Annotated in this window: 21 protein-coding genes, 1 tRNA gene and 1 riboswitch; of the genes, 12 read left to right on the plus strand and 10 right to left on the minus strand. The window is 70.4% G+C overall.

Features of this window, described 5'->3' with window-relative positions; translation table 11 throughout:
• Positions 1–156: 156 nt before the first annotated feature.
• A riboswitch (cobalamin riboswitch) is annotated at positions 157–298 on the minus strand.
• A 99-nt stretch (positions 299–397) separates the two neighbouring features.
• From mutS to AC07NB_RS08165, 5 genes are all read left to right on the plus strand, one after another.
• Positions 398–3,109, plus strand: coding sequence for a DNA mismatch repair protein MutS (gene mutS / locus AC07NB_RS08145; RefSeq protein WP_494570487.1), 2,712 nt, complete (start codon positions 398–400; stop codon positions 3,107–3,109).
• Positions 3,106–5,784, plus strand: coding sequence for a [protein-PII] uridylyltransferase (gene glnD, locus AC07NB_RS08150; RefSeq protein ID WP_494570486.1), 2,679 nt, complete (start codon positions 3,106–3,108; stop codon positions 5,782–5,784). The genes mutS and glnD overlap by 4 nt, the downstream gene beginning before the upstream one ends.
• Before the next feature lie 31 nt (positions 5,785–5,815).
• Entirely contained in the window at positions 5,816–7,411 is a 1,596-nt protein-coding gene (murJ, locus tag AC07NB_RS08155) for a murein biosynthesis integral membrane protein MurJ (RefSeq protein WP_494570485.1), read from the plus strand.
• A gap of 143 nt (positions 7,412–7,554) precedes the next feature.
• Positions 7,555–8,604, plus strand: a complete 1,050-nt coding sequence (gene trpS / locus AC07NB_RS08160) for a tryptophan--tRNA ligase (protein WP_494570484.1) — start codon at positions 7,555–7,557, stop codon at positions 8,602–8,604.
• A gap of 66 nt (positions 8,605–8,670) precedes the next feature.
• Positions 8,671–9,348 carry a GNAT family N-acetyltransferase gene (locus tag AC07NB_RS08165; protein WP_494570483.1) on the plus strand — a complete coding sequence of 226 codons (678 nt, stop codon included), beginning with the start codon at positions 8,671–8,673 and terminating at the stop codon, positions 9,346–9,348.
• Here AC07NB_RS08165 and AC07NB_RS08170 read toward each other — a convergent pair.
• A complete protein-coding gene (locus AC07NB_RS08170) occupies positions 9,345–10,682 on the minus strand; it encodes an RsmB/NOP family class I SAM-dependent RNA methyltransferase (protein ID WP_494572574.1) in 1,338 nt (445 codons plus the stop codon). The genes AC07NB_RS08165 and AC07NB_RS08170 overlap by 4 nt on opposite strands.
• 44 nt (positions 10,683–10,726) lie before the next feature.
• Entirely contained in the window at positions 10,727–12,715 is a 1,989-nt protein-coding gene (locus AC07NB_RS08175) for a potassium transporter Kup (protein WP_291832744.1), read from the minus strand.
• A gap of 159 nt (positions 12,716–12,874) precedes the next feature.
• Here AC07NB_RS08175 and AC07NB_RS08180 point away from each other — a divergent pair, with 159 nt between their 5' ends.
• Both AC07NB_RS08180 and AC07NB_RS08185 read left to right on the plus strand, forming a co-directional pair.
• On the plus strand, positions 12,875–13,345 hold the full coding sequence (locus AC07NB_RS08180) for an Rrf2 family transcriptional regulator (protein ID WP_291832742.1): 471 nt from the start codon (positions 12,875–12,877) through the stop codon (positions 13,343–13,345).
• A gap of 7 nt (positions 13,346–13,352) precedes the next feature.
• On the plus strand, positions 13,353–14,159 hold the full coding sequence (locus AC07NB_RS08185; protein ID WP_291832740.1) for an SDR family NAD(P)-dependent oxidoreductase: 807 nt from the start codon (positions 13,353–13,355) through the stop codon (positions 14,157–14,159).
• A gap of 9 nt (positions 14,160–14,168) precedes the next feature.
• Here AC07NB_RS08185 and AC07NB_RS08190 read toward each other — a convergent pair whose 3' ends face one another.
• The 3 genes from AC07NB_RS08190 to AC07NB_RS08200 form a co-directional block, all read right to left on the minus strand.
• Positions 14,169–14,606, minus strand: a complete 438-nt coding sequence (locus tag AC07NB_RS08190; RefSeq protein WP_291832739.1) for a hypothetical protein — start codon at positions 14,604–14,606, stop codon at positions 14,169–14,171.
• A gap of 285 nt (positions 14,607–14,891) precedes the next feature.
• Positions 14,892–14,966, minus strand: a tRNA-Gly gene (locus tag AC07NB_RS08195).
• An 87-nt stretch (positions 14,967–15,053) separates the two neighbouring features.
• Positions 15,054–15,836 carry an SDR family oxidoreductase gene (locus AC07NB_RS08200; protein WP_291832737.1) on the minus strand — a complete coding sequence of 261 codons (783 nt, stop codon included), beginning with the start codon at positions 15,834–15,836 and terminating at the stop codon, positions 15,054–15,056.
• 57 nt (positions 15,837–15,893) lie between these two features.
• On the opposite strand from AC07NB_RS08200, the gene AC07NB_RS08205 reads away from it, so the two are divergent.
• A complete protein-coding gene (locus AC07NB_RS08205; protein WP_494570481.1) occupies positions 15,894–16,289 on the plus strand; it encodes a YkvA family protein in 396 nt (131 codons plus the stop codon).
• Here AC07NB_RS08205 and AC07NB_RS08210 read toward each other — a convergent pair.
• Both AC07NB_RS08210 and AC07NB_RS08215 read right to left on the minus strand, forming a co-directional pair.
• Entirely contained in the window at positions 16,286–17,008 is a 723-nt protein-coding gene (locus AC07NB_RS08210) for a 2OG-Fe(II) oxygenase (protein WP_494570480.1), read from the minus strand. The two genes, AC07NB_RS08205 and AC07NB_RS08210, sit on opposite strands and share 4 nt — an antisense overlap.
• 1 nt (position 17,009) lies before the next feature.
• Positions 17,010–18,011, minus strand: a complete 1,002-nt coding sequence (locus tag AC07NB_RS08215; protein WP_494570479.1) for an NADPH:quinone oxidoreductase family protein — start codon at positions 18,009–18,011, stop codon at positions 17,010–17,012.
• A gap of 104 nt (positions 18,012–18,115) precedes the next feature.
• Between AC07NB_RS08215 and AC07NB_RS08220 the strand changes: the two genes are divergently transcribed.
• Positions 18,116–18,985 (plus strand): isoaspartyl peptidase/L-asparaginase family protein, encoded by an 870-nt coding sequence (locus tag AC07NB_RS08220; RefSeq protein ID WP_494570478.1) that lies wholly within the window; start codon positions 18,116–18,118, stop codon positions 18,983–18,985.
• Between the two features lie 230 nt (positions 18,986–19,215).
• Here the strand turns inward: AC07NB_RS08220 and AC07NB_RS08225 are convergent, their stop codons facing one another.
• Positions 19,216–20,166 (minus strand): alpha/beta hydrolase family protein, encoded by a 951-nt coding sequence (locus tag AC07NB_RS08225; protein WP_494570477.1) that lies wholly within the window; start codon positions 20,164–20,166, stop codon positions 19,216–19,218.
• Positions 20,167–20,311: 145 nt separating this feature from the next.
• On the opposite strand from AC07NB_RS08225, the gene AC07NB_RS08230 reads away from it, so the two are divergent.
• The gene (locus AC07NB_RS08230; RefSeq protein WP_494570476.1) at positions 20,312–21,070 is read left to right on the plus strand and encodes a LytTR family DNA-binding domain-containing protein; all 759 of its coding nucleotides are present in this window, start codon (positions 20,312–20,314) and stop codon (positions 21,068–21,070) included.
• Between the two features lie 78 nt (positions 21,071–21,148).
• Here the strand turns inward: AC07NB_RS08230 and acnA are convergent, their stop codons facing one another.
• Positions 21,149–23,878, minus strand: coding sequence for an aconitate hydratase AcnA (gene acnA, locus AC07NB_RS08235; RefSeq protein WP_494570475.1), 2,730 nt, complete (start codon positions 23,876–23,878; stop codon positions 21,149–21,151).
• Positions 23,879–24,070: 192 nt separating this feature from the next.
• Here acnA and ccmA point away from each other — a divergent pair, with 192 nt between their 5' ends.
• Together ccmA and ccmB are read left to right on the plus strand one after the other, a co-directional pair.
• Positions 24,071–24,679 carry a heme ABC exporter ATP-binding protein CcmA gene (ccmA, locus tag AC07NB_RS08240; protein WP_494570644.1) on the plus strand — a complete coding sequence of 203 codons (609 nt, stop codon included), beginning with the start codon at positions 24,071–24,073 and terminating at the stop codon, positions 24,677–24,679.
• Complete coding sequence (gene ccmB / locus AC07NB_RS08245) at positions 24,676–25,341, plus strand: heme exporter protein CcmB (RefSeq protein ID WP_492340512.1); 666 nt, start codon at positions 24,676–24,678, stop codon at positions 25,339–25,341. Before ccmA ends, ccmB begins: the two co-directional genes overlap by 4 nt.
• Positions 25,342–25,353: 12 nt before the next feature.
• Here ccmB and AC07NB_RS08250 read toward each other — a convergent pair whose 3' ends face one another.
• Positions 25,354–26,841 carry a S41 family peptidase gene (locus AC07NB_RS08250; RefSeq protein WP_494570474.1) on the minus strand — a complete coding sequence of 496 codons (1,488 nt, stop codon included), beginning with the start codon at positions 26,839–26,841 and terminating at the stop codon, positions 25,354–25,356.
• Positions 26,842–26,873: the final 32 nt, after the last annotated feature.

Genomic DNA, 26,873 nt, shown 5'->3' on the forward strand with positions numbered 1-26,873 from the left:
ACCCCGTACAGGCCCCGCGAATGCGCGCGAGAGGCCTCATGTGAGCGAACCGATCCGCCGAACCCGAAGGTCCGGACGGCGCAAGATCGGGTCGCTGCGACGGAAGTCCCCGCGCCTCTGCCTGGTCCCGGACAGCGGCGAGCGACGGTGGCGGCCAGGTCTCCTGGCTTGCGGGTCGACAATCGAAGCCCTCGCCTTCCCGGCCCGAAGGCCAGTGGCGCCGGAGCGAGCTCCGGGCGGACAGCGATCTCGCCGCCTACAGTTGCGGGCACAGCCACGGTTTCGCACCGTGTTCCCTTAACCGCCGACGCGGCTTGTCGCAGTGCAGCGACGCTTGTGCAAGGAATGCGGATCGCGCTTGAGACGGCTGCTCCGATCCGTCACCCTGACGACACGCATGAACGCTCCCCTCGCTCACCCGCCGCACGCCGACGCCGTCCCGTCCCTGGAGGGCGCGACGCCGTTCATGGCGCAGTATCTAACGGCCAAGGCCGGACAGCCGGACGCCATCCTGTTCTTCCGCATGGGCGACTTCTACGAGCTGTTCTTCAAGGACGCCGAGATCGCCGCCGCGGCGCTGGGCATCACCCTGACCAAGCGGGGCAAGCACAACGGCGACGACATCCCCATGGCCGGGGTGCCGGTGCATGCGCTGGACGGCTATCTGGCGCGGCTGATCCGGCAGGGCTTCAAGGCGGCCATCTGCGAACAGCTGGAAGACCCGGCCGAGGCCAAGAAGCGCGGCGGCAAGGCGGTGGTGCACCGCGGCGTCGTGCGGGTGGTCACACCGGGCACCCTGACCGAGGACAGCCTGCTGGACGCGCGCGGCGCCAACCGGCTGGCCGCCGTGGCGGTGCGCAAGGGCCGGGCGGCCGTGGCCGTGGTCGAGCTGTCGGCCGGGGCGGTGGATGTGGTGGCCTGCTCGCTGGAGGATCTGGGCGCGACCCTGTCGTCCTTCCGGCCGTCCGAAGTGCTGGTCCCCGATCGCCTGTTCTCGGACGAGGCGACCAAGGATGCGCTGAACGGGTCCGGCGGCGTGGTCCAGGCCCTGCCGCAGGCGCTGGCCGAGCCGGTCGGCGCCAAGGCCAGGGTCGAGCGCCTGTACGGCGTGGCCTCGCTGGACAGTTTCGGCGCCTTCGAGGAGGCGGAGGTCTCGGCCCTGGGCCTGATCGCCGCCTATCTGGAGACGACCCAGGCCGGCAAGATCCCGGCCCTGACCCCGCCGCGCCGCACCGGCGACACCGGCTTCCTCGCCATCGATCCGGCGACGCGTCTCAGCCTTGAAATCGACCGGACCCAGCGCGGCGAGCGCGACGGTTCACTGCTGGCCTCGATCGACCGCACCGTGACCTCGGGCGGCGCCCGGGCTCTGGCCGAGCGGGTGGCGCGTCCGCTGCGCGATCCCGTCGCCATCAACCATGGACTCGATGCGGTCGAATGGCTGCTGGAGCGCCGCGATCTGCGCCGCGATCTGCGCGACGGGCTGAAGGCCTCTTCGGACGTGGCCCGCGCGGTGTCGCGGCTGGTGCTGGGCCGGGGCGGGCCGCGCGATCTGGCCGGCATCCGCAACGGCCTGTCGATCGCCGAGGGCATCGCCGGCCTGTTCCCGCCGGTGGCCGATCCGCTGACCGGGCCGCCGCCGCGCATCGCATCCTGCGTCGACCGCCTGACCCTGACGCCCGACCTGGGCCGCCTGCTGGTCGATCTGGCCGAGGGGCTGGTCGCCGAGCCGCCGCATCTGGCGCGCGACGGCGGCTTCGTGAACCCCGACTTCCGCCCCGAGCTGGACGAGGCGCGCCGCCTGCGCGACGACAGCCGCCGGGTCGTGGCCGATCTGGAGGCCCGCGCGGTCGCGGAGTCCGGCGTGGCCTTCAAGATCAAGCACAACGCCGTTCTGGGCTATTTCCTGGAGACCAGCGCCAAGGCCGCCGAGCCCCTGCTGCGCCCCACTGGCGAAAGCCCCTTCATCCATCGCCAGACCCTGGCCACCCAGGTCCGCTTCACCACCGTCGAACTGTCCGAGCTGGACGCCAAGATCAGCCAGGCCGGCCACCGGTCGCTGGCCATCGAGGGCGAGACTTTCGAGATCTGGCGGCGCACGGTCCAGTCCCTGGCCCAGCCGCTCCAGGCCGTGGCCGAAGCGCTCGCCGAGCTCGACGCCCACGCCGCCCTGGCGGAATGGGCGCAGGAGGTCGGGGCGGTGCGGCCGCACGTCGATGATACCCTCTGCTTCGAGGTCGCCGCCGGGCGTCACCCGGTGGTCGAGGCGGCGGTCAAGGCGGCGGGTGATCCCTATACGCCAAACGACTGCCGGCTTGACGGTTCGGGCGCGGCCGGCGCCCGACTGTCGATCGTCACCGGGCCGAACATGGCCGGTAAATCGACCTTCCTGCGCCAGAACGCCCTCCTGGTGGTGCTGGCCCAGGCCGGGGCGTTCGTGCCCGCGAAATCGATGCGGCTGGGCGTGGTCGACAGGTTGTTCAGCCGGGTCGGAGCGGGCGACGATCTGGCGCGCGGCCGGTCCACCTTCATGATGGAGATGGTCGAGACCGCCGCCATCCTGACCCAGGCCACCGAGCGCAGCTTCGTGGTGCTGGACGAGATCGGCCGCGGCACCGCCACCTACGACGGCCTGGCCATCGCCTGGGCCACGACCGAGGCGCTGCACGACCGCAACCGCGCCCGCACCCTGTTCGCCACCCACTATCACGAGCTGGCGGTGCTGGAGACGCGGCTGGCCCACGTCTGCAACCTGTCCATGCGGGCCAAGGAGTGGAACGGCGAGCTGGTCTTCCTGCACGAGGCCGCGCCGGGCGCCGCCGACCGCTCCTACGGCGTGCAGGTGGCCAGGCTGGCCGGCGTGCCGGGACCGGTCGTCGCCCGCGCCCGCGAGGTGCTGGACCGGCTGGAAGGCGAGAAGACCGCCGGCGCCAATCTCACCGACCTGCCCCTGTTCGCCATGGCCGAGCCGGCCGCGCCCGAACCGGCCCGGCCTTCGATGGTCGAGGACGCGCTGAAGGGCATCGAGCCCGACGAGCTGAGCCCGCGCGAGGCGCTGGAGGCCCTGTATCGCCTCAAGGGTTTGGCCAAAGGGCCGGCAGGCCGGTGAACCAGACCCTCGACGCGCGGCTGGCGGAGACGGCCGGGGCGTCCGATGTGCGTCGGGCCGTGGCGGCGATCCTGCGCGAGAGCTGGGACGCGGGCCGGGCGAAGGCGGCCCGGCGGCTGGAGGCGGGGGGCGAGGGCGTCGAGGTGGCGCGGCTCTACGCCGCCGCCGCCGACGACATGCTGACCGCCCTGTGGCGCTTCACCACCGATGTCTTCTATCCGGCCCCCAATCCCACCGAGGCTGAGCGGCTGAGCCTGATCGCCGTGGGCGGCTACGGACGCGGCGTGATGGCGCCCTTCTCGGACCTAGACCTGCTGTTCCTGCGCCCGTGGAAGTCGATCCCGCGCACCGAACAGGTGATCGAATTCATGCTCTACGTCCTGTGGGACCTGGGCGTGAAGGTCGGGCAGGCGGCGCGGTCGGTCGATGACTCGCTGGCGCTGGCCCGAACCGACATGATGGTCCGCACCACCCTGCTGGAGGCCCGCCCCCTGGCCGGGGACGAGAAGCTGGCGGACGACTTCATCGCCCGCTTCCAGGCCTTCGTGGCCAAGGCCGATCCCCGCCCCTTCATCGCCGCCAAGCTGGAGGAGCGGAACGTCCGCCACCAGAAGACCGGCGCGGTGCGCTATCGGGTCGAGCCCAACGTCAAGGACGGCAAGGGCGGCCTGCGCGACCTCAACACCCTGTTCTGGATCGCCCGTTCGCTGGCGCCGGACAGCCCGCTGGGTGCGCGGGTCATGGACGATCTGCTGACCTCGCGGGAACGCCGGACGTTCGAGGAGTCCTTCGACTTCCTGTGGCGCACCCGGGCGCATCTGCACCTGCTGGCGGGTCGGGCCGAGGAGAAGCTGACCTTCGACCTGCAGCCCGAGGTGGCCCGCCGCATGGGCTGGCAAGGACGGGGCGACGAGCCGGCGGTGGAACGGTTCATGCGCCGCTACTTCATCGTGGCGCGGGACGTGGGCGCCCTGACCCGGGCCATGTCGGCCAAGCTGGAGGCGCGCCACCAGAAGCCGACGATGAGCCTGTCGCGGCTGATCCCGGGCCGGAAACGCAATCTGGGCGTCGAGGGCTTCGTCGAAGTCTCGGGCCGCCTGTCGGTGACGGGGCCCGAGGTCTTCGCTGAGGACCCGACCAAGCTGCTGACCCTGTTCCGCACTGCCGACGAGCATGACCTGGACCTGCACCCCGACGCCTTTTCGGCGGTGACGCGGTCGCTGTCGCTAGTCACGCCGTCGCTGCGCCGCGACGCCGAGGCGACCCGCGCCTTCCTCGACATCCTGACGGGGCAGCGGCCCTATCGCGTGCTGACGCTGATGAACGAGACAGGCCTGCTGGGCCGTTTCCTGCCCGAATGGGGGCGGATCGTCGGCCAGACCCAGTTCAACATGTACCACGCCTATACGGTCGACGAGCACACGCTGCAGGCCATCGGCATCATCAACGACATCTGGCGCGGCAAGCTGAGCGCCGAACATCCGACGGCCACCGAGATCGTCCACCGTATCGACGACTTCGAGGCCCTGATGCTGGCCATGCTGCTGCATGACGTCGGCAAGGGCGGGGACCGGGGGCAGCTGGAGGACGGCGCCATCGCCGCGCGGCGCGCCTGCGACCGGCTGGGCATCGACCCGCGCCGGACCGAGTTCGTGGTCTGGCTGGTGCGCCATCACCTGGCCCTCAGCGACTACGCCCAGAAGCGCGACGTGTCCGATCCCGCGACAGTGCGAGCCTTCGCCGGGCTGGTCGGCGATCCCGAACGGCTGCGGACCCTGCTGGTGCTGACCGTGGCCGACATCCGCGCCGTGGGGCCGGGGGTGTGGAACGGCTGGAAAGGCCAGCTGATGCGCGACCTGTATCAGCGCACCGAGGGCGTGTTCCGGGGCGAGGACGTGACCCGCGCCGACCCGCTGGCCGACTTCCCCGATCTGGTCGCCCGCGCCGGAGCCTCGGGCGCGGCAGCGAGCATCGTCGCCGAGCGCAAGAACGACGAGGGCAGCGAGCCCCTGGCCGCAGCGCGCGTCGCCGTGGCGGCCAAGGACCGGCCGGGTCTGTTCGCCGACCTGGCGGCGGCGCTGGCGGCGGGCGGGGCGGACGTGGTCGGGGCCCGGGTGGCCACCGCCGAGGACGGCACGGCGCTGGATGTGTTCGAACTGCAGGACGGATCGGGCGCCCCCTATGGCCAGGCCGAGCCGCGCCGGCTGACCCGGCTGGTGGCGGCGCTGGAAAGCGCGGCCCGGGGCGACCGGTCCGCCCCTCCGCCCGAGCCGCAGCCCAATCCGCGCCGCGCCGCCTTCGACGTGCGGCCGGTGGTGCTGATCGATCTGGACGAAAGCCCCGACGCGGCGGTGATCGAATTGTCGGGCGCCGACCGTCCCGGCCTGCTGGCCGAACTGTCGCGCATGCTGACCGACCACGGCCTGTCGATCCGCTCGGCCCATATCGCCGGCTTCGGCGAGCGGGCGGTAGACAGCTTCTACGTCACCGACGCGAAGGGCGGACGTCCCAGGCCGGGCGCCAAGCTGGAGCAGCTGCGGGCCGAGCTCGAGGCCGTGCTGGACCGCCGCGACGCCAACGGCCGCTCGGTTTCCGCGCCGGTCCGCGCCAGCCTGCGCGACGTCTCCGAATTCGACCGGAAACGGCCCGTATCGCCCCGTCCTGAAGCAGGCTAATCCAGCAGCTCCCGCCGCCCTTGAGTTCCCGATGAGCCTCGCCCGCAACACCCTGGTGCAAGCGACCCTGACCCTGGGCAGCCGCCTTCTGGGCTTCGCCCGCGATCTGGTCCTGTCGGCCCGCTTCGGCCAGGGGCCGATGATGGACGCCTTCACCACGGCGTTGATGCTGCCCAACATGTTCCGGCGCCTGTTCGCCGAGGGCGCCTTCGCCCAGGCCTTCGTGCCGATCTACGGCGGGGTGCGCGAGCGCGAGGGCGAGGAGGCGGCCGCCGTCACGGCCTCCGAGGCGCTCAGCTTCATGTTCGCCGTCGTCGCCGGCTTCTGCATCCTGCTGCAGGTGCTGATGCCGTGGATCATGCCGGTGCTGCTGTCGGCCTGGAAGGACGATTCCGGGGTCATGTGGGCCGCCGTCACCGCCGCCCAGCTGACCATGCCCTATCTGGCCTGCATGACCATCGCCTCGCTGCTGTCGGGCGTGCTCAACACCAGCGGCCGGTTCGCCCTGTCCGCCGGGGTGCCGGTGTTCCTGAACCTGTGCACCCTCGTGCCGCTTCTGGCGCCCAGCCTGATCCCGATGAGCCAGCCGAACATCCTGCTGGCGGTCAGCGCGGCGGTCACGGTCTCGGGCGTGCTTCAGGCGAGTTTGCTGTGGTGGGGCGTGCGCCGGCTCGGCGTGCGGCTGAAGCTGTCGTGGCCGCGCCTGACCGCCGGGGTAAAGAAGACCCTGGCCCTGGCCATTCCCGGCGTCCTCGCGGGCGGCGCCCTGCAGATCAATTCGGTCGTCAGCCAGTTCCTGACCGGCTCGAACGAGGGCGCCCGGTCGGTGCTCTACAACGCGGACCGTCTGTACCAGCTGCCGCTGGGCCTGGTCGGCGTGGCCATCGGCCTGGCGCTGGTGCCCCGGCTGACCCGGGCCTTCGTCACCGGAGACCACGAGGGCGGCCGCCGCACCCTGGATGACGGCATCACCCTGTCGATGGCCTTCACCCTGCCGGCCGCCGTGGCCCTGTTCGTCATCCCCTTCTTCATCATCGACGCCACCGTGACGCGCGGCGCCTTCACCAGCGCCGACGCGGCCCGCACCGCCGATGTGCTGCGCCAGTTCGCCTGGGGCGTGCCGGCCTTCGTGCTGGCCAAGGTCCTGACCCCGCCCTTCTTCGCCCGCCAGGACACGCGTCGGCCGATGATCTTCGCCGTCACCTCGGTGGGGATCACCGTGGTGGTCGGCACGGGTCTGTTCTTCCTGCTTCAGTCCATGGGCGCCGACGGCGTGCTGGGGCTTGCGATCGCCACCAGCCTGTCGGCCTGGGTCAACGTCGCCCTGCTGGGCGGGACCCTGATCCGGGAGAAGGCGTGGCGCGCGACGACTCCCTTCCTGTCGCGCCTGTCGCGGGTGCTGCTGGCCAGCGCCGTCATGGCGGCGGGCCTGCTGGCGGCGGGGATCGGCTATGAGATCCTGAGCCGCGTCTTCCTCGCCAAGGAGGTCGCCGTGGTGGTCGTCTGCGCCCTCGGCGCGGTGGTCTACGGGGTCTGTCTGATCGCCTTCCGGGCTGTCAGCCTGTCCGAACTGAAGGCGGTGCTGCGCCGCGAGCCGGGAGCCTCCATCTCGTCCGGTCTGGACTGACCGCCAGCGAGACGATAAGCGCGATGAAATGACGATTTCAGGACAGACCTTCACCGTCCGCCGATGGCGCGGCTGATCTTCTCCGGCGCCTTCCCGCGCGCGCTGCCGCGCGCCTGATCCAGATTTCCTCCCGAGTACCGACCATGACCGATTCCACTCAGGCCCAGACCGTTCCGGCCTATGACGGCCCGCGCCGCATCCTGTCCGGCATCCAGGCCTCCGGCGCCCTGCACCTGGGCAACTACCTCGGCGCCCTGAAGCGCTTCACACAATTGCAGGACACGGGCGCGCCCTGCTTCCTGTTCGTGGCCGATCTGCACGCCATCACCGTGTGGCAGGACCCGGCCCTGCTGACCGCCCAGACGCGCGAGATCGCCGCCGCCTATCTGGCCTCGGGCCTCGATCCGTCGAAGTCCGTGATCTTCCCGCAGTCGGCCGTGCGCGCCCATTCCGAACTGGCCTGGATTTTCAACTGCGTCGCCCGCCTCGGCTGGCTGGACCGCATGACCCAGTTCAAGGAGAAGTCGGGCAAGCACAAGGAGCGCTCAAGCGTCGGCCTGTACACCTATCCGGTGCTGCAGGCGGCCGACATCCTGCTTTACAAGGCCACCGAGGTGCCGACCGGCGAGGACCAGAAGCAGCACCTGGAACTGACCCGCGACATCGCCGCCAAGTTCAACAACGACTTCGGCGTCCCGGGCTATTTCCCGCTGCCCGAGCCCCTGACCCAGGGTCCGGCGCCGCGGGTGATGAGCCTGCGCGACGGGGCGGCCAAGATGTCGAAGTCCGACCCGTCGGACGCCTCGCGCATCAACCTGACCGATGACGCCGACACCATCGTGGCCAAGATCCGCCGGGCCAAGACCGACCCCGACGCCCTGCCGGAAACGGTCGAGGGGCTGGAGGGCCGCGCCGAGGCCAAGAACCTGGTGACCATCTACGCCGCCCTGGCCGACGAGACCCGGGAGCAGGTTCTGCGCGAATGGGGTGGCAAGGGCTTCGGCGCCTTCAAGCCGGCCCTGGCCGAGCTGGCCGTGGCCTCCATGGCCCCGGTCACCGCCGAGATGCGTCGCCTGATGGCCGATACGGCCGAGATCGACCGGGTCCTCAAGGACGGCGCCGAACGCGCTTCGGCCATCGCCGATCCGGTGGTGGACGAGGTCAAGAAGATCGTCGGTTTCTGGCGCGCGTGACGGCGATTTCCGGACCCCGCGTCCCGTGGGGTCTGGCGAACGTCGCCGGGGCGACTAGGTAGGGGCATGTCCTCGAACCATCCGCTCGACCGCGCCGTCTGGAACGCCCTGTCCACCCGTCAGGCGCCGCTCTCGATCCGTGAGAGCGGGGTGATGCGGTTCGATCCGGCCTACGCCCTGTTCGCCGCCGCCGGGCCGGACGCGACGGCCGACGACTGGGTCGCCCTGGCCCGTGAAACCGGCCGGGTCGCCCTGTTCGAGGCCGATCCGGTCGTGCCGCCAGGCCTCGTGGAAGTGGACCGGATCGACTGTCTGCAGATGACGGCGACGGCCATCAGCGCCGGCGGCCGGGAGGTCGCTTTCGAGGCCCTGACCGACGCGGACGGACCCGAGATGCTGGCCCTGGCCTCCCTGACCCAGCCGGGGCCGTTCTTCTCCAAGACCCATCTGCTCGGTCCCTTCATCGGCATCCGGCACGAGGGGGCGCTGGTGGCCATGGCCGGCGAGCGGCTGAGCCTGGACGGCTTCAGCGAGGTCAGCGGGGTCTGCACCCATCCCGACCATCGCGGCCACGGCTACGCCGGAGCGCTGATGCGGGCGGTGGGCCAACGTATCCTGGATCGGGGCGACACGGTCTTCCTGCACGCCCGGATCGGGCACGCGGCGACCATCGCCTTCTATGAGACCCTGGGTTTCACGCCCCGGATCAAACCCAGCTATGTGGTGATGGAGGCCTCGGCCTAGGCGACGCGGTCCAGCCGGGCGACGAAGAAGCCGTCCAGACCGCCCTTTTCCGCCCACATGGACGGCAGGATGCGCAGCCAGCCCTCGGGCGTCAGCGCCTCGTCCGGCGCGCCTACCTCGGCGGGGACGGCGGGGACGGTCCGGAAGGCCGGGTTGCGGCGCAGGAAGGCGATGATCTGGGTCTCGCCCTCTTCGCGCTCCAGCGAGCAGACGCAATAGACCATGCGGCCGCCCGGCTTCACCCGCTCAGCGGCGGCGTCCAGCAGGCGGTGCTGCACGTCGGCCAGCTTGGCGACCTCGGCGGGCTTGGTGGCGCGCAGGACCTCGGGATTGCGGCGGAAGGTGCCGGTGGCCGTGCAGGGCGCGTCCAGCAGGACGGCGTCGAAGGCGCGGTCGTCCTCCCAGTCCTCGGCCGGGGTGACCACGATCTCGGCCTCCAGCTTGGTGCGCTCCAGATTGGCGCGCAGGCGCTTCAGGCGTGTCTCCGACCGGTCCAGCGCTACGACCGAGGCGCCCGAGGCGGCCAGCTGCAGGGTCTTGCCGCCCGGCGCGGCGCACAGGTCAATGATGGATTCCCGGGCCTTGGGGGCCAGCAAGCGGACGGGGACGGCGGCGGCGGCGTCCTGCACCCACCAGCTCCCGTCCTCGAAGCCCGGCCAGCTCGCCACGTCGCCGCGGCGGCCGGTGCGGACGGTTCCGCCCGGCAGGGCTTCGCCTTCGACGAGGGCGGCCACCTCGGCGGGATCGGCGTCCGGCTTGACGCTGAGATCCGTCGCCGGCTCCTCGCGCGCGGCCAGCGCCAGGGCGTTCAGACCGGCCTCGCCCCAGGTCGCCTTCCAGCGGGCGGCCAGCCATTCGGGCAGATTGCTCTCGGCCGTGGTCAGGCCGGGGCCGTCGCGGCCCACGCCGCGCAGCACGGCGTTGACCAGGTTCTTGTAGGGCCGGGTCTTGGGATCGCGCTCGGCCAGCTTCACCGCCGTCGACACCGCGGCGAAGGCCGGGGTCTCCAGCACCAGGGTCTGGGCCAGGGCGACGCGCAGGATGGTCCGGATCGCCAGCGGCGGCGCTTTCTGCAGGCGACGGTCGAGGATCTGGTCGATCTCGCCCAGGCGGCGCAGGGCGGCCATGGCCACGGCGCGGGCGAAGGCGCGGTCGGGGCCTTCCAGCGAGGCGACCTCACGGAAGTTCAGGGCGGAGTCGAGACCGCCCCGGCCTTCCAGCGCCGCGTTCAGCAGCACGCCGGCGGCCAGGCGGGCCTCGACGCCGATATCGGCGGCCTCGTCGCGCGGGGCTTCCACCCGCGGCGGACGCGGACCGCGCGCCTTGTCGGCCATGCGGCGCCCGCGGGAGGCCGAGTTCCGGCCGGTGTCACGTCCGGTCATACGGAAACCTGTGTGCCCAGCTCGACCACGCGGCCGGGCGGGATGTGGAAGAAGTCGGTCGGGTTTGCGGCGTTGCGCATCAGGAAGATGAACAGCCGGTCCTGCCACATGGGCATGCCCTCGGTGGCCGAGGCGATGACCGAGCGGCGGCCCAGGAAGAAGCTGGTCGACATGATGTCGAACTTCAGACCCTGTTTGCGGCAGACGCCCAGCGCCTTGGGCACATTGGGCTGCTCCATGAAGCCGTAGGAGATGACCAGCTTCTTGAAGTCGTCCGAGATCGGCTCGATCGACACCCGATTGGCCGGATCGACGCGGGGCCGGTCCGTGGTCCGCACGGTCAGGATGACGTTCTTCTCGTGCAGCACCTTGTTGTGCTTGAGATTGTGCATCAGCGCGACCGGGGCGATGTCCGGATCGCTGGTCAGGAAGATGGCCGTGCCCGGGGCGCGGTGCGGCGGACGGGCGCGCAGCATCTCGATCAGGTCGAGCAGCGGCAGGCTGTCCTTGCGGGTCTTGGCCGACAGGATCTGGGTGCCGCGCACCCAGGTCCACATCAGCAGCACCAGCGCCGCGCCCAGCACCAGGGGCATCCAGGCCCCCTGCGGGATCTTCAGCAGGTTGGAGGTCAGGAAGACGCTGTCGATGAAGCCGAACGGGATCAGGCAGCCCAGCACGGCCCAGATCGGCCAGTTCCACTTCTTGGTGATGACGAACCACGCCATCAGGGTGTTGATCAGCATCACTCCGGTCACCGCCACGCCATAGGCGGCGGTCAGGTTGTGCGAGCTCTGGAACACGAACAGCAGCACCAGGACCCCGATCATCAGCAGGCTGTTGACCGCGGGCACGAAGATCTGGCCCGCCTGGCTTTCCGAGGTGTTCAGGATCTGGATGCGGGGCAGCAGGCCCAGCTGGACCGCCTGTTGGGTCACCGAGAAGGCGCCGGTGATGACGGCCTGCGAGGCGATCACCGTGGCCGCCGTGGCGAGCGCCAGCATCGGCCAGTAGATGACCTGCGGCACCATGCTCCAGAACGGGTTTTCGGCGGCGCCGGGGTGGGCGAGGATAAGCGCCCCCTGGCCGAGGTAGTTCAGCGTCAGGCAGGGCAGGACGAAATACAGCCAGCCGGCGCGGATCGGCGCCTTGCCGAAATGGCCCATGTCCGCATACAGCGCCTCGGCGCCGGTCACCGCCAGGAAGACGCTGCCCAGGATGACGAAGCCCAGGAAGCCGTCATTGAGCAGCAGCTGAACCCCGTAGTGGGGCGACAGGGCGCGCAGGATCGAGACGTCGTCGAAGATGTGGATCAGGCCCAGCACGCCCAGGCTCAGGAACCAGACGGCGGTGATCGGGCCGAAATACTTGGCCAGGCCGGCCGTGCCCCGGGCCTGCAGCAGGAACAGGGCGACCAGGATGCCGGCGGCGACCGGCACGATGAAGGGATCCAGGGCTCCGCCGATGCCGGGGGCCTCCTTGACCCCTTCGATGGCGGAAAGCACCGAGATGGCGGGGGTGATGATGCCGTCGCCGTAGAACAGGGCGGCGCCGCAAACGCCGAGCAGGAAGATCAGGGCGCTGCGTCGGCCGATGGCGTGCTGGGCCAGGGCCATCAGGGCCAGGGTGCCGCCCTCGCCCTTGTTGTCCGCGCGCATCAGGAAGAAGACGTATTTGAACGTCACCACCACCATCAGCGCCCAGAAGGCCAGGGAGACCACGCCGATCACGGCCAGGTCGCCGCCGACGCCGTCGCGGGCATGGGCGATCGCCTCGCGCAGGGCGTAGAGCGGGCTGGTGCCGATATCGCCGAAGACCACGCCGATGGCGCCGATAATCAGGCCGAACTTGCCCGCCTTGCCGACCGTGTGGCCAAGTCCGTGCGCCTCCGCCGGCGAGGGCGGGGTCTGGGACGCGGCGGTATCGGTGTCGGACGGCTGGCTGGCGGGGTTCTCGCCATCTTCAGCTTGGGGAGGGGCCCCGGCCATGAAGTTCCTCCGGGGCTCCGCGAGACGCGGCCCCATCAAAAGAGCCGCGAGCCTTTAGGCCCTTTCATAGAGCGATTCAATCGTGCTGCATCTGCGAAGGTGGCGCCGGTTTGTGAAACGCCCTTCGAGCGCTTATCTTGACGTCTGAAACGAGGACCCATGTCCGACAGCCAACGCTTTCCCGTCGCCGCCCACTCTCTGGCCTATCTGGCCCACAAGGGCGCGTATTCCGCCGCCGACGCCGCGCCCAGCGCGGTTCTGGCCGCTTCGGTGCCGACCAATCCCGTCGTCGTACGCCGGGTGACCGCCCTGCTGGCCAAGGCCGGCCTGATCGCCACCCGCCCCGGCGCGTCCGGCGGCGCCTGGCTGCTGCGCCGTCCGGAGGACATCCGGCTGAACGAGGTGCTCGCCGCCGTGAACGGCTGCGCCCACATCGGCTCGCCGCCCGCGGGGGCCAAGGGCTGCCCGGTCAGCGAGCATATTCCGCGTCAGGTGGCCAAGGCCCTGACCGCCGCCGAACTGGCCGCGGCCGACGCCCTGTCCAAGGTCACCATCGCCGACCTGCTGGCCGAGAACCCGTCCTCGCTGGCGGCCTTCACGCCGCACAAGTCCTGCCCCGTCGCGGCCTGATCCGCGCGTGAACCCCGGCCGGCGCCGCACCGTCCTGATCACCGGAGCCTCCGCCGGTATCGGCGCGGCCCTGGCCCGTGTCTACGCCGCCGAGGGCTGGGACCTGGTCCTGACCGCGCGCCGCGAGGGTCCCCTCCAGGCGCTCGCCGAGGACCTGCGGCGCGTCGGCTCGGCCGTCACGGTGATTCCTGAAGACCTCGCCGATCCCGAAGCGCCGCGCCGCCTGTTCGACGCCCTGGCCCTGCGCGGGATCGAGGTTGACGGGCTGGTCAACAACGCGGGCTTCAGCCGCACCGCCGGTTTCCTCAATACCGATCCGGCGGCCCATGCGGCGATGATCCGGGTCATGCTGACGGCGCCGATCGAGCTGGCCCGGCTGTTCGCGCCCGACATGGTCGCCCGCAGCCACGGCCGCATCCTCAATGTGGCCTCGCTGGCGGGCCAGATGCCCGCCACCGGCGGCGACACCCTGTACGGACCGATCAAGAGCTTCCTGATCAAGGCCTCGCAGGGCCTGCATCTGGAACTGCGCGATACCGGCGTGCACGTCACCGCCCTGTGCCCCGGCTACACCCTGACCGAGTTCCACGACGTCAACGGCACCCGCGACGAGGTCTCGACCGCCTATCCCGCCTGGATGTGGCAGACGGCCGAGCACGTCGCCCGCGTCGGCTATGACGCCGTCGAGGCCAACCGGCCCAAGGTGACCCCGGGCGTCATGAACAATGTGCTGGCCAGCCTGGCCAAGCACCTGCCCGACCGCATCGCCCTGAACATGGTCGGCGGCCACGCGAAGCGGTTGAAACGGATCTGAAGCTTCGGGTCAGGTCCGCCTGCGGCTCGCGATCTCGTCGGAAAGCCGCTGCACGTCGGCGGGGTCCGCATCCCGGGCAAGGGCGACGTAGTGGTCCATGACGGCCGGCCGGTAGCGCACGGGCAGCGTCTGTCCTGGGGCGAGCCGGGTGAGTTCGGTGATCGTAAGCGCTTCGTCCGCGATACCGCGGAACGAGAGGCCATCGGCGGTATCCACGTCGAACATCAGGACGACGCGCGGATTGCTGTTGACCTCCCGCCAGTCGACGAGAACGCCGAGCGCGAGCACGCCCGTACGCAGCTCCGCATTGCGCTTGCGCGCCTCACTGCTCATCAGAGGGTTCGGGGCGACGCCAGGGAAGTCGGGGCCGACGCCGAGCGAGTCCCGGCTCAGGTCGGGCCTGAGCTGCTCCATCACATCGTTGAGCTTCTTGTTCCAACCGAACATCCTGACCTCCTGCCTTGAGCCGGCGCCGGACTCTCGGCCTGGGTTGCACGCTCAGGCGGCGCGGAATTCTCGCGTTTGCCGAGCCTCTGCGTCTTTCCGATGGTCCCAAGGGCCAGGTAGCGGGTCAAGGGCCGCCTTCGCCCAATCCCTACAAGAGACTGTGTCTCCAGAGGCCGGGACGCCTGTCCGGAGACGGCGAGCGCACCTGCGCGGTGCTCGGGTTCGACCCTCAGTCCCCGACGCAGAAAGGGCCGCCCCGAAGGACGGCCCTTTTCCAACTACGACTGGAGCGGGCGAAGAGATTCGAACTCTCGACCCCAACCTTGGCAAGGTTGTGCTCTACCACTGAGCTACGCCCGCACTCCGTGGAACGGCGAGGCCGTCCCGTGTCGAGGAGGGGGCGTATAGCGGACCCTCGCGGACCCTCGCAAGCCCCCTTTCGCGAATTTAGCGCGGAGCCAGACGAATCGCGCCGTCGAGGCGGATGCACTCGCCGTTGATGTAGACGTTGCGGGCCAGCTCCAGCACCAGGGAGGCGTAGTCGGCGGGCGTGCCGAGGCGGCTGGGGAAGGGGATGGCGGCGGCCAGGGCGTCCTGGATCTTCTGGTCCATGCCGGCCATCATCGGCGTCCACATGATGCCGGGCAGGATGGTGTTGCAGCGGATGCCTTCCTGGGCCAGGTCGCGGGCCACCGGCAGCGTCATGGCGTAGACGCCGCCCTTGGACGCCGAATAGGCCGCCTGACCGATCTGACCATCCTGGGCCGCCACCGAGGCGGTGTTGACGATCAGGCCGCGCTCGCCGTCGGCCATGGGCTCCAGCGTCACCATGCCCGCCGCAGACTGGCTGAGGACGCGGAAGGTGCCGAACAGGTTGACCCGGACGGTGCGTTCGAAGCCGGCCATGTCGTGGGCGCGGATCTCGCCGGTGTCCTTCTTGCGGCTGACGGTCTTCTGGCCCGTGGCGATGCCGGCGCAGTTGACGGTCAGGCGTTCCTGGCCGTGGGCGGCGCGGGCCTTGGCGAAGGCGGCGGCGACGCTCTCGTCGTCCGTGACGTCGACCTTGCAGAAGACGCCGCCGATCTCGGCGGCGATGGCCTCGCCCTTCTCCTCGTTCAGGTCGAACAGGGCGACCCGGGCGCCCGTGGCGGCGATGGCGCGGGCCGTGCCCTCACCCAGGCCCGAGGCCCCGCCGGTGACCACTGCGGCGATGCTGCTGTCGAGTTTCATGGCCGGAGCCCCTATGTCTTGTGTGAACCGAGTACTGTCGCGGGGGATTTAGCCGCCATGACCGCCAAAGCCAAACCTGTGACGCCTGAAGATGCGCTGGACCCGTCCAAGGCGCTCGTGCCCTCGGTGCTGGAGGTCAACGAGGTCAGGGTCCAGAAGGGCTTCTGGCCGAAGCTGCGGCGCACGGCGGCCCGGATCCCGTTCGCGGCCCAGCTGGTCAGCGTCTACTACGCCGCCCGCGATCCCGAGACGCCGCTGGCCGCCAAGGGGATCATGATGGGAGCCCTGGCCTATTTCGTCCTGCCCATCGACGCCATTCCCGACATCTTCGCGGGCATCGGCTTCACCGACGACGCGGCGGTGATCGCGGCCCTGATCGCCACCCTCGGCGCCAACGTCAGGAGCCGCCACCGCGAACAGGCCGAGAAGGCGCTGGAGCGCCTCAAGGACTAGGGGCGCTGTGATCGGATCCAGCCGGTGACGGCCAGCCGGTCGCCGCCGGCGAAGGGCGTGACCAGGGAGACCGAGTGCGGCTGCGGCACCTTGAAGATGTTCAGGGCGTTGAAGGCCGGGGTGTAGGCCTCGGCGACATGGCCGTCTTGGTCGATGAACTGGAGCAGGCCGCCCCAGTCGACGCTCCAGCCGGGGGTGAGGTTCATCACATAGGCGAACAGCCGGTGCTTCCCTTCGGCCGCATCGGTGTGCCGGTTCAGATAGTCGCCGGGCCGGTAGCGGGTGCACTGGGCGTCGCAATAGGCGGCGCGGCTGTCGCCGGTCAGCGCCCGGATCCAGTCCAGGAAGACCGGGCTGTTGAGGAAGTCATGGAAGGCCTCGGCCGGATGCCCGCTGCGCCGGCCGGCCTCGATCTCGTCCGACACCGGCCAGGTGTCGAAGGCGTACTGGAATCCGGCGCGGGCCTCGCTGAGGATGCCCGCCTCCAGCTCCGCCCGGTTGTCCGCGGGCAGGGCGTCCCAGTCCGCCGTCGGCAGGGTGAACGCCCTGCGGCCCAGCATGAGCGACCGGGACCAGGCGGTGGACGACGTCAGCGCCGTATGCAGCCGCGCGGCGCCGGCGCCGTCCAGGAAGTCGGGCATGTGCAGGCGCCCGGCGCGCTGGAACACCGGCCCGATCCGCGCCGGATCGAGATGCGGACCGATCTCGAAATCGGCCACCTCAGTCCTCGATCGTGACGACGACCTTGCCCATGACCGAGCGGTCGCCCAGGGCCTGGATCGCCTCGTGGGCGCGCTCCAGCGGGAAGGTGCGGCTGATGCGCGGGCGGATCTTGCCCTCGCTCCAGAACTGGAACAGGTCGGCCATGTTGGCGGCGTGGATGCCCGGATCGCGCGCCACGGCCGCGCCCCAGAACACCCCGATCACCGACACCGACTTCAGCAGGGTCAGGTTCAGCGGCAGGGACGGGATGCCCGCCGGGAAGCCGACCACCAGATAGCGGCCGTTCCAGTCCATGGCGCGCAGGGCCGGCTCGCAATAGTCGCCGCCTACGCCGTCATAGACCACGTCCGGACCGTCGCGGCCCGAGGCCAGCTTCAGCTCGCCCGACAGCTGCTTCTGGGCCGCCTTGTCCATCTTGCCCGACGGATAGATCAGGCCGTTGTCGGCGCCGGCCTCCAGGGCGAACTGGACCTTGTCGTTGGTCGAGGCGGCGGCGATGACGTGCGCGCCCATGGCCTTGCCCAGTTCGACCGCGGCGACGCCGACGCCGCCCGCAGCGCCCAGCACCAGCAGGCTTTCGCCCGCCTTCAGCTGCGCCCGGTCCTTCAGGGCGTAGTAGGAGGTGCCGTAGGTCATCACCAGGGCGGCGGCGGTCTGGAAGTCCATCCCGTCGGGGATCTTGATCACCGAGGCGGCGGGCACGGCCAGCCGCTCGACCATGCCGCCCCAGCCGGGCACAGCGATGACCCGATCGCCCTTGAAGATCCCCTTCACGCCCTCGCCGACGGCCTCGACGATCCCGGCCACCTCGCCGCCCGGCGAGAAGGGCCGCTGCGGCTTGAACTGGTATTTGTCCTCGATGATCAGGGTGTCGGGGAAGTTCACGCCGATGGCCTTCACCTCGATGACGACCTCGCCCTTCATCGGACGGGGGTCCAGGACCTCCTCGACCACCAGGGTTTCGGGGCCGCCGGGGGCCTTGGAGAGAACTGCGCGCATTGTTGATCCTTGGGAGGAGGGAGCGCTCGCCCGTGGCGCTCGCGTCATTGGGACGCTAAGCAGCGCCACGCCCGTTGAAAAGAGGCGATCAGGAGACAGAGCGAATGACGGCCCTCATCCTCCACGGCGGCGCGGGCGCCCGGCGCGAGCGCAACTATGACCGCGAGGTCGTGCACATGCGCGAGGTGGTGGAGGCCATGAAGGCGCGCCTGGACGCCGGGGCGTCGGCGCTGGACGTCGCCGTCGAGGCGGTGACGATGCTGGAGGACTCCGGCCTGTACGTCGCCGGGCGGGGCGCCTCGCCCAACCTGGCCGGCGCCTATGAGCTGGACGCCAGCCTCATGGACGGCGCGACCCGCCGGGCGGGCGCGGTCGCCGCCCTGCAGGGCTTCCGCAATCCGGTGATCGCCGCGCGCGCCGTCATGGACCGCACGCCTCACGTCATGCTGGCCGGGGAGGGCGCGGCCCTGTTCGCTTTGGACCAGGGACTGGAGCCCATCGCCGACGAGGAGGCCTGGTTCACCCGCGCCGGTCAGGGCGAGGACAATCATCCGCCGGGAACCTTGAGCCATGGCACGGTCGGCTGCTGCGTGCTGGACGCCGAGGGCCGGCTGGCCGCCGCGACCTCGACCGCGGGCGTGTTCGGCAAGATGCCCGGACGGGTCGGCGACACGCCGATCCCGGCGGCGGGGACCTGGGCCGATGGAAACGTCGCCGTCTCGGGCACCGGCCAGGGCGAATACTTCATCCGCGTCGCCGCCTGCGCCCAGACGGCGTGGCGGGTGGCCGCCGGTCAATCGTTGAGCGAGGCCGCGCGCGCCGTGATCGACGACATCGGATCGCTGGGCGGGGACGGGGGCCTGATCGCCCTGGACCGCGACGGCGCCATCGCCGCCCCGTTCAACAGCCAGGGCATGAAACGGGCCTGGCTGACGACCGCGGGCGAGGTCGGGGTCGAGGTGTTCGGGCGCTGATCGCAGAAAAAGCGGGTGCGAACAGTGCGAAACTTCCGCGTAAGTCACTGATTTCCATGACGTGGAAGAATCGCACAGTGCGGATGCTGTGTGTGGCCGGGTCATAGCCGGCATTATGGCGTCGCGATCCGTCAGATACGGTCGCATGCGTGGAATTTCCCTACGGGCGACACGCTGGGACGTTGTCGTCTTCAGCTGTGCCCGGCGAGGCCGCGCGCGCTGGTCGGACGTCAGGGGTTTCCGCTGACCAGCGCCTGGCGGAAGAAGCGGACGATTTCGCGATTGAAGGTCTCGTGGAAGGCCGCCCGGTCGAAGCCCGGGGTGGGCGCGCAGATCATCGGGGCGTTGGCCGCCAGTTGCGCCGAGCAGGGCGGCAGGAAGTCGAAATGACCGGCGCCCGGAACGGTGTGGAACTCCGGCGGACGGGGCAGGCCGTCGCGCACCGGCTCGACATAGAAGGGCGACGGCAGGACGCGGTCGTTGTCACCCCGCCACAGCTGCACCGGCTGGGTGACGGCGGCCAGGCGCTCGGGCGTCAGGGTGAAGCCCAGCGCGGGCGCGGCGGCAACGACCGCCCTGATGCGGGGGTTGTGGGTCCAGACCGCGTCCGAGCCCGAAGCCGGGATGCCCCGGGCGGCGATCAGTGCGCAGTCGTAGAAGGCCGGATGGCTCTGACAGTGCGCCGCCACGCGCGCCAGATCAGGCTCCGCGCCCGCCGCCGTGAGGACGGTCAGGGCGCCCGCCGAAAAGCCGAAGGCGCCTATGCGGTCCGGATCCACATCCGGCTCCCGCACCATGGCCTCGATCAGCAGGGACAGTTGGCGCGGCCGCAGGGCCACGTCGGTGGCCCGGCTCTGGTCGCGCCAGTTGTCGCCCGTATGGGTCAGGGAGGCGACGATGAAGCCGGCGGCCGCCAGGGCGCGGGCGGTGTCGTCATGTCCGCGATAGTCGCCGCCGTTGCCGTGCGAGATGACCACCAGCGGGAGGCGGGCGTTCCCGGAAGCTTCGGCGGGGCGCCAGACGCCGACCTCGACCACGACATCGCCGTCGGGGATCGTGCGGCGGGTGAAGGTGACGGCGTCAGCGTGCGCGGCGGCCTGTGTCGCGGACGCGGACGGAGGCGGCGACACGGACGGCGCGGCGGCGAGGGCGATGGCGGCGAGGACGGCGGTCAGGGACATGAGGCGGTTCCGGAAAAAGCGGGAGCCGTCTTCTTTCGCCTGCGGACCCGCCCCGCCACGCCGATTGCGTGAACGGGCCAACGGGCGCGTGATCCGGCCACCGGGCGCGAATGCGCATCCCATCAGGCTGTGTCAGGATCGGCCGATGGATTCGGGACTGCTGAAACGATGGGGGACAGGTTCGACAGCGGCGGGGTTCGCCGTGTCGACGGCGCTCGGCCTGCTGCTGGGCGTGATCGGGCCGTTCGGCAGCTATTCCAACGGTCCGCTTCCGGGGCGGGTGGCCTATTGGGTGCTGAGCCTGTGGGGCGGCTGGGCCTTCTTCGGTCTGACCGTGCCGTGGATCGCGGGCGTCGCCGCGCGACGGCGCATCTCCGCCTGGATCTGGGTCCCGCCGGTGATCGCGGTTCTGGCGCTGCCCGCCGCGATCCTCAGCCGCCTGCTGGCCGGCGCCATGTGGCCGGAGGTCGGACGGGTGCCGCGACTGGAGTGGTACGCCCAGTCCGTGGTGGTCAGCCTGATCGCCACGGCCGCGCTGCTGTGGTGGGTGAAGCGTCGTCCCGGGGGCGGCGAGGCGAACGCGGGATCGGCGGACCCGCGTGACCGCCTGCCGCCCGCGCTGGGGCGGGAGGTCCTGTGCCTGCAGATGGAGGACCACTACGTCCGGGTTCACACCCCGCGCGGCTCGACCCTGGTCCTGATGTCGCTGTCGCAGGCGATGGCCGGTTTGCAGGGCGTGGAGGGCGCGCGCACCCATCGCTCGTGGTGGGTCGCCCGTTCCGCCGTGAAGGGCGTGCTCGAGGACGGCCGGAACCTGCGGCTACGGCTGACGGGCGGGCTGGAGGCACCGGTGTCGCGGGCGAGGGTGGGCGAACTGCGCGCCCAGGGCTGGCTCGACGACTGAGCGGTTCTTGAAGACGGACAAGAAAACGGCCGCTGGATCGCTCCAGCGGCCGTTGTCTTTTCAAGCTGTCGCCGAGGCCTATTCCGCCGCGACGGCTTCCGGCGCCGGGGTCGCGCCGCCGGCGAGGTTGCGCAGCACGTAGGGCATGACGCCGCCGGCCTTGAAGTAGTCCAGCTCGGTCTGGTTATCGATGCGGCAGCGGACCGGGAAGCGGGCCATCTTGCCGTCCGACGGACGGAACAGCTCGACCCACAGGTCCTGACGCGGACGCAGCTTGCCGATGTTGACGTCCGACAGGCCGCGGATCGTGACGATCTCCTCGCCGGTCAGGTTCAGCTTCTGCCAGCCGTCCTGCTTGAACTGCAGCGGCACGACGCCCATTCCGACCAGGTTGGAGCGGTGGATGCGCTCGTAGCTTTCGGCGATGACGGCGCGGACGCCCAGCAGGCGGGTGCCCTTGGCGGCCCAGTCACGCGATGAGCCGGTGCCGTATTCCTTGCCGGCGAAGACGACCAGCGGACGGCCTTCCGACTGGTAGCGCATGGCCGCGTCATAGATAGACATCGTGTCCTGTGACGGGAAATGCTTGGTCACGCCGCCTTCGATATCCGGCGTGATCTTGTTGCGGATACGGATGTTGGCGAAGGTGCCGCGCATCATGACTTCGTGGTGGCCGCGGCGGGCGCCGTAGCTGTTGAAGTCCAGGGCGTCGACGCCGCGGCCGGTCAGATAGGCGCCGGCGGGCGAGGTCTTCTTGATCGAACCGGCCGGGCTGATGTGGTCGGTGGTGATCGAGTCGCCGAAGATGGCCAGCACGCGGGCCTCGACGATGTCGGTGACCGGGGTCGGCTCCATCGACAGGCCTTCGAAATACGGCGGGTTGGCGACGTAGGTCGAGTTGTCGTCCCAGGCGTAGGTCTGGCCGCCGGTGACCTTGATGGCCTGCCAGTGCTTGTCGCCCTTGAACACGTCGGCGTAGCGCTTGGCGAACATGGCCGGGGTGACCGACTTCTTCTGGATCGCGGCGATCTCGGCGGTGGTCGGCCAGACGTCCTTCAGGAAGACGTCCTTGCCCTTCTTGTCCTGGCCGATCGGATCCTTGGTGATGTCGATGCGCATCGAGCCGGCCAGGGCGTAGGCGACGACCAGCGGCGGCGAGGCCAGGTAGTTGGCCTGGACGTCCGGGTTCACGCGGCCTTCGAAATTGCGGTTGCCCGAGAGCACCGACACGCCGACCAGGCCGTTGTCGTTGATCGCCTTGGAGACGGTCTCCGCCAGCGGACCCGAGTTGCCGATGCAGGTGGTGCAGCCGTAGCCGACCAGGTTGAAGCCCAGGGCGTCCAGCTCCTTCTGCAGGCCGGCGGCCGTCAGATAGTCGGTGACCACCTGCGATCCGGGGGCCAGCGAGGTCTTGACCCACGGCTTGACCTTCAGGCCCAGCTTGTTGGCCTTCTGGGCGACCAGGCCGGCGGCGATCAGGACCGACGGGTTGGAGGTGTTGGTGCAGCTGGTGATGGCGGCGATGACGACGTCGCCGTCGCCCAGGTCGAACTTCTCGCCCTCGACCTTGACGCGCGGGGCGTCGGCCGGGCGGCTGAAGACTTCACCCAGGGCGGTTTCGAACTGGGGCGCGGCGGTGGTCAGCTCGACCTTGTCCTGCGGACGCTTGGGGCCGGCCAGCGACGGGACGACCGTCGAAATGTCCAGTTCCAGCACATCGGTGAAGACCGGGTCTTCCGAGGTTTCGTCGATCCACAGGCCCTGGGCCTTGGCGTAGGCTTCGACCAGGGCGACGCGCGCCTTGTCGCGGCCCGTGGCGGTCAGATAGTCGATGGTCGCGCGCGACACCGGGAAGAAGCCGCAGGTGGCGCCGTATTCCGGGGCCATGTTGGCGATGGTGGCCTGGTCCTCGATGGTCATGCCGGCGATGGCGGGACCGAAGAACTCGACGAACTTGCCGACGACGCCCTTCTTGCGCAGCATCTGGGTGACGGTCAGCACCAGGTCGGTGGCCGTCGTGCCCTCGGTCATGGCGCCGGTCAGGCGGAAGCCGATGACTTCCGGGATCAGCATCGGGATCGGCTGGCCGAGCATGGCCGCCTCGGCCTCGATGCCGCCGACGCCCCAGCCCAGGACGGCCAGGCCGTTGATCATGGTGGTGTGGCTGTCGGTGCCGACGACGGTGTCGGGATAGGCGACGGTCTTCTTGCCCTCTTCCAGGGTCCAGACGGTCTGGGCCAGGTTCTCCAGGTTTACCTGGTGGCAAATGCCGGTGCCGGGGGGGACGACGCGGAAATTGTTGAAGGCCGACGAGCCCCAGCGCAGGAAGTTGTAGCGCTCGATGTTGCGCTCATACTCGCGCTCGACGTTCTGGTTGAAGGCGCCGGCGGTGCCGAAATGGTCGACCATCACCGAGTGGTCGATGACCAGGTCGACGGGGTTCAACGGGTTGATCTTGGTGGCGTCGGCGCCGAGGGCGCTCATGGCGTCGCGCATGGCGGCCAGGTCGACGACGGCCGGAACGCCGGTGAAGTCCTGCATCAGGACGCGGGCCGGACGGAAGGCGATCTCGTGCTCGACCGAGCCCTTGTTCTCGATCCAGGCGGCGACGGCGCGCAGGTCGGCCTCGGTGACCGAGACGCCGTCCTCGTTGCGCAGCAGGTTCTCGAGAAGGACCTTCATCGAGCGCGGCAGGCGGGAAATCCCGGCCAGACCGGCTTCCTCGGCGGCGGGAAGGCTGTAATAGGCGTATTTCTTGCGCCCGACGGAAAGGTCCTGACGGGTCTTGAGGCTGTCGTTCGACGGCATGGAGAGGCTTCCTCTGGTCAACGCCGCCCGACAATCCGGTTGCACGCTCGCGCGGCTGACGGCGGGGCGCACAGGTCCCCGACGCGCGCGGCGAACGCCTGCTGCGGCGACCGCGCATATAGCGAGGGTTCCGTTGTCCGTCCATGAATCCATGTCGGCGACATGGGTATTGAGAGACGTTCGCAACTGGGGGTGTGCCTGATGATCGCCGTCGACGGCCTGACCCTGTCCCGCGGCGAGCGCGTCCTGTTCCGCGATCTGTCGTTTTCAGCCGTGTCCGGAGAGGTCCTGGCCCTGACCGGCGCCAACGGCGCGGGCAAGACCAGCCTGCTGCGCGCCCTGGCCGGCTTCCTGCGCCCGGACGCCGGGACCGTCGCCTTCGCCGATGTCGATCCGGCCGAGGCGCGGACGAAGCACCTGCACTGGCTCGGCCATCTGGATGGGCTGAAGGGCGCGCGCCGGGCCCGAGAGGAGCTGGCCTTTCAGGCGCAATGGCTGGGCGCCGGGGCCGACGGCGTCGCGGCCGCGGTCGACGTGCTGGCGCTGGAGCCCCTGCTGGACCTGGAGGTGCGCAAGCTGTCGGCCGGCCAGCGCCGCCGCCTGGCCTTCGCGCGGCTGATCGCCGTGCAGCGCCCGATCTGGCTGCTGGACGAACCGCTGAGCCCGCTGGACGCCCGCTGGCGCGCGGCTCTGGGTCTGCTGATGCAGGCCCATGTGGAGCGGGGCGGGACCATCATCGCCGCTGTCCACGACCCGCTGCCGGTCGTCCATCGCACGCTCGACATCGGAGCGGGCCGATGAGGGCGCTGATGATCCTGTGGCGGCGCGAGCTGTCGCTGGCCTGGGCGGGCGGGGGCGGACCCTTGCTGGCCTGCGGCTTCTTCCTGTGCCTGACCGTGCTGGTCCCGTTGGCGGCCGGAGGCGATCCGGCGGGGCTGAAGCCCGTGGCCGGCGGCGTCGCCTGGGTGGCGCTGGCGGTCTCGTCGATCCTGTCGCTGGAGCGGCTGTTCGAGCGCGATTTCGAGGACGGGACGCTGGACCTGATCGCCCTCGGTCCCGTCCCTCTGGAACTGGCGGTCATCGCCAAGGCGAAGGCGCAATGGCTGGCGGTCGGCTGGCCCCTGGCGGTCACCGCGCCGGTGGCGGCCATCACCCTGGGCCTGCCGCCGTCACTGGCGCCGCTGGCGGCGCTGGCGGCCCTGATCGGCGGCCTTGGCTTCGCTTTGACCGGGGCGCTGGGCGCGGCCCTAGCCCTGGGATCCAGGCGCGGCGGCCTGCTGATCGCGGTGGTCGTCCTGCCCCTGTTCATCCCGCCGGTGGTGTTCGGCGCGGGCGCGCTGGAACGGGCCGCCAACGGCCAGTCGCCCGCCCCGGCGCTGGCCTTCCTGGTCGCCTATGTCCTGTTCGCGGGGCTCATCACGCCCTTCGCGGGCGCGGCGGCGATCCGCAACGCCCAGGGCTAGTTTTGGACGGGGCTAGTTTCGGGCCGCCAGACCCGCGATCCAGGCCTGGACGGCGGCGTCGTCGCTGAGGTCGCCGGCATAGACGTGGACCGGGCGCTGCGGCTCGTTGTTGCCCCGCGCCCGGCCGCGCCAGACCTTCATCGGAATGGCGACGTCGGCCCGGTCGCTCGGCAGGGCGGCGGCGCGTACCTCCATGTAGACGGTGTCGGCCGAGGTCTCGGCGCCGACCTGGATCGCGCCCAGGGCCTTCCACAGGTCCACGGTGTCCAGACAGGCCGAGGCGCAACCCGGGTCGGTCAGCAGGAAGACCGGGCCCCGGACCAACTGCTCGGCCGTGGGCCGGGCCGGTTGAGGACTGCCGACCTCGCGCCAGTAGACTTCACCCGCGGCGCGGGCGGCTCCGAGCGCGGTGGCGGTGGACTCGAAGTCGGCGATCGCATTGGCGTCCTGGCCGGCGGCCCGGGCTTCGTCGGCATAGGCCTGCATCCGGGCCTGGTTGGCCTCGGAAGCGCGCCAGTCGATCGCCTCGATCGGCGCCAGGTTGTGGGCGCGCGCCCAGTCGATGCCCCACAGGGCCACGGCGAGCCGGCTTCCCCAACGGGACGAGCCGCCGCCATTGCCGCGCAGATCCAGCACGACATAGGGGGCCTGACGCAGGTCGGCCTGTTTCGCCTGGGCTTCGGCGATGAGGGCCGTCAGGTTGCGGAACGTCTCGCTGTCCGGTGCGCCGTCGAAATTGGGCGTGGACAGCCAGTAGCCGCCGTCCGCCAGCGTCTTCATTTCGATCGCGGTGTGGGCGCGTTGCGACAACCGGGCCCGGCGGGCGGGCAGGTCCACGCCGTCGGCGGACCGCCAGTTCAGGGCGTAGGCGCGCGTCTGGCCGTCGCTCTCGAAGCGGCAGCTCCGCATCTCGGAGACCCACGGATTGGCGGCGCTCAGGAACTGCCAGTCGCCGAAGGTGACCCGCTGCGACTGCAGGAACCAGCGGCCGCGGAAGGCGCCGATGCGCTCTTCGGCCAGACGGTCGGCGGACACGCCGTCGCAGTCGATCAGGCGGGCGCCGAGGGGCGGGGCGTCCGGATCGCTTTCGTCCCGGTCGGCCACGATCTGATCCGCGCCGCGATAGGTGGTCAGGAAGCCCGGCCAGCGCATGGGCAGGGAGCCGGCCTTCAGGCCGATCTGCACGTGGCCGTCATCGAAGCCGGCGACGTAGGACCGCATCGCCCACCACCATCCGCCCGGCGTGGTCGTGGTCCTGGCGCGTTCGAGCGCCAGCGCCAGGCCGGCGTCGACCCGGCCCCTGAACGCGGGGTTCAGATGGTCGTGGACGCCCGGATGGCTGTCGATGACGATGTCGTGGAGCGCCGTCGCATCCTGGACCAGGGTGGCGGACCAGTCGCGGGGTTCCGCCATCCACGCCTGGGGGTCGGTCTCCTGGGCCAGGGCGGGGGCGGCGAGGACAGCCCAAAGGCCGGTGACGATGGCGGCCGTGGTCTTCATTGGATGTCCCCCTCTTCCTCGCGGAAGGCGCG

Source organism: Brevundimonas sp. GW821-FHT09G01, from assembly GCF_059416065.1.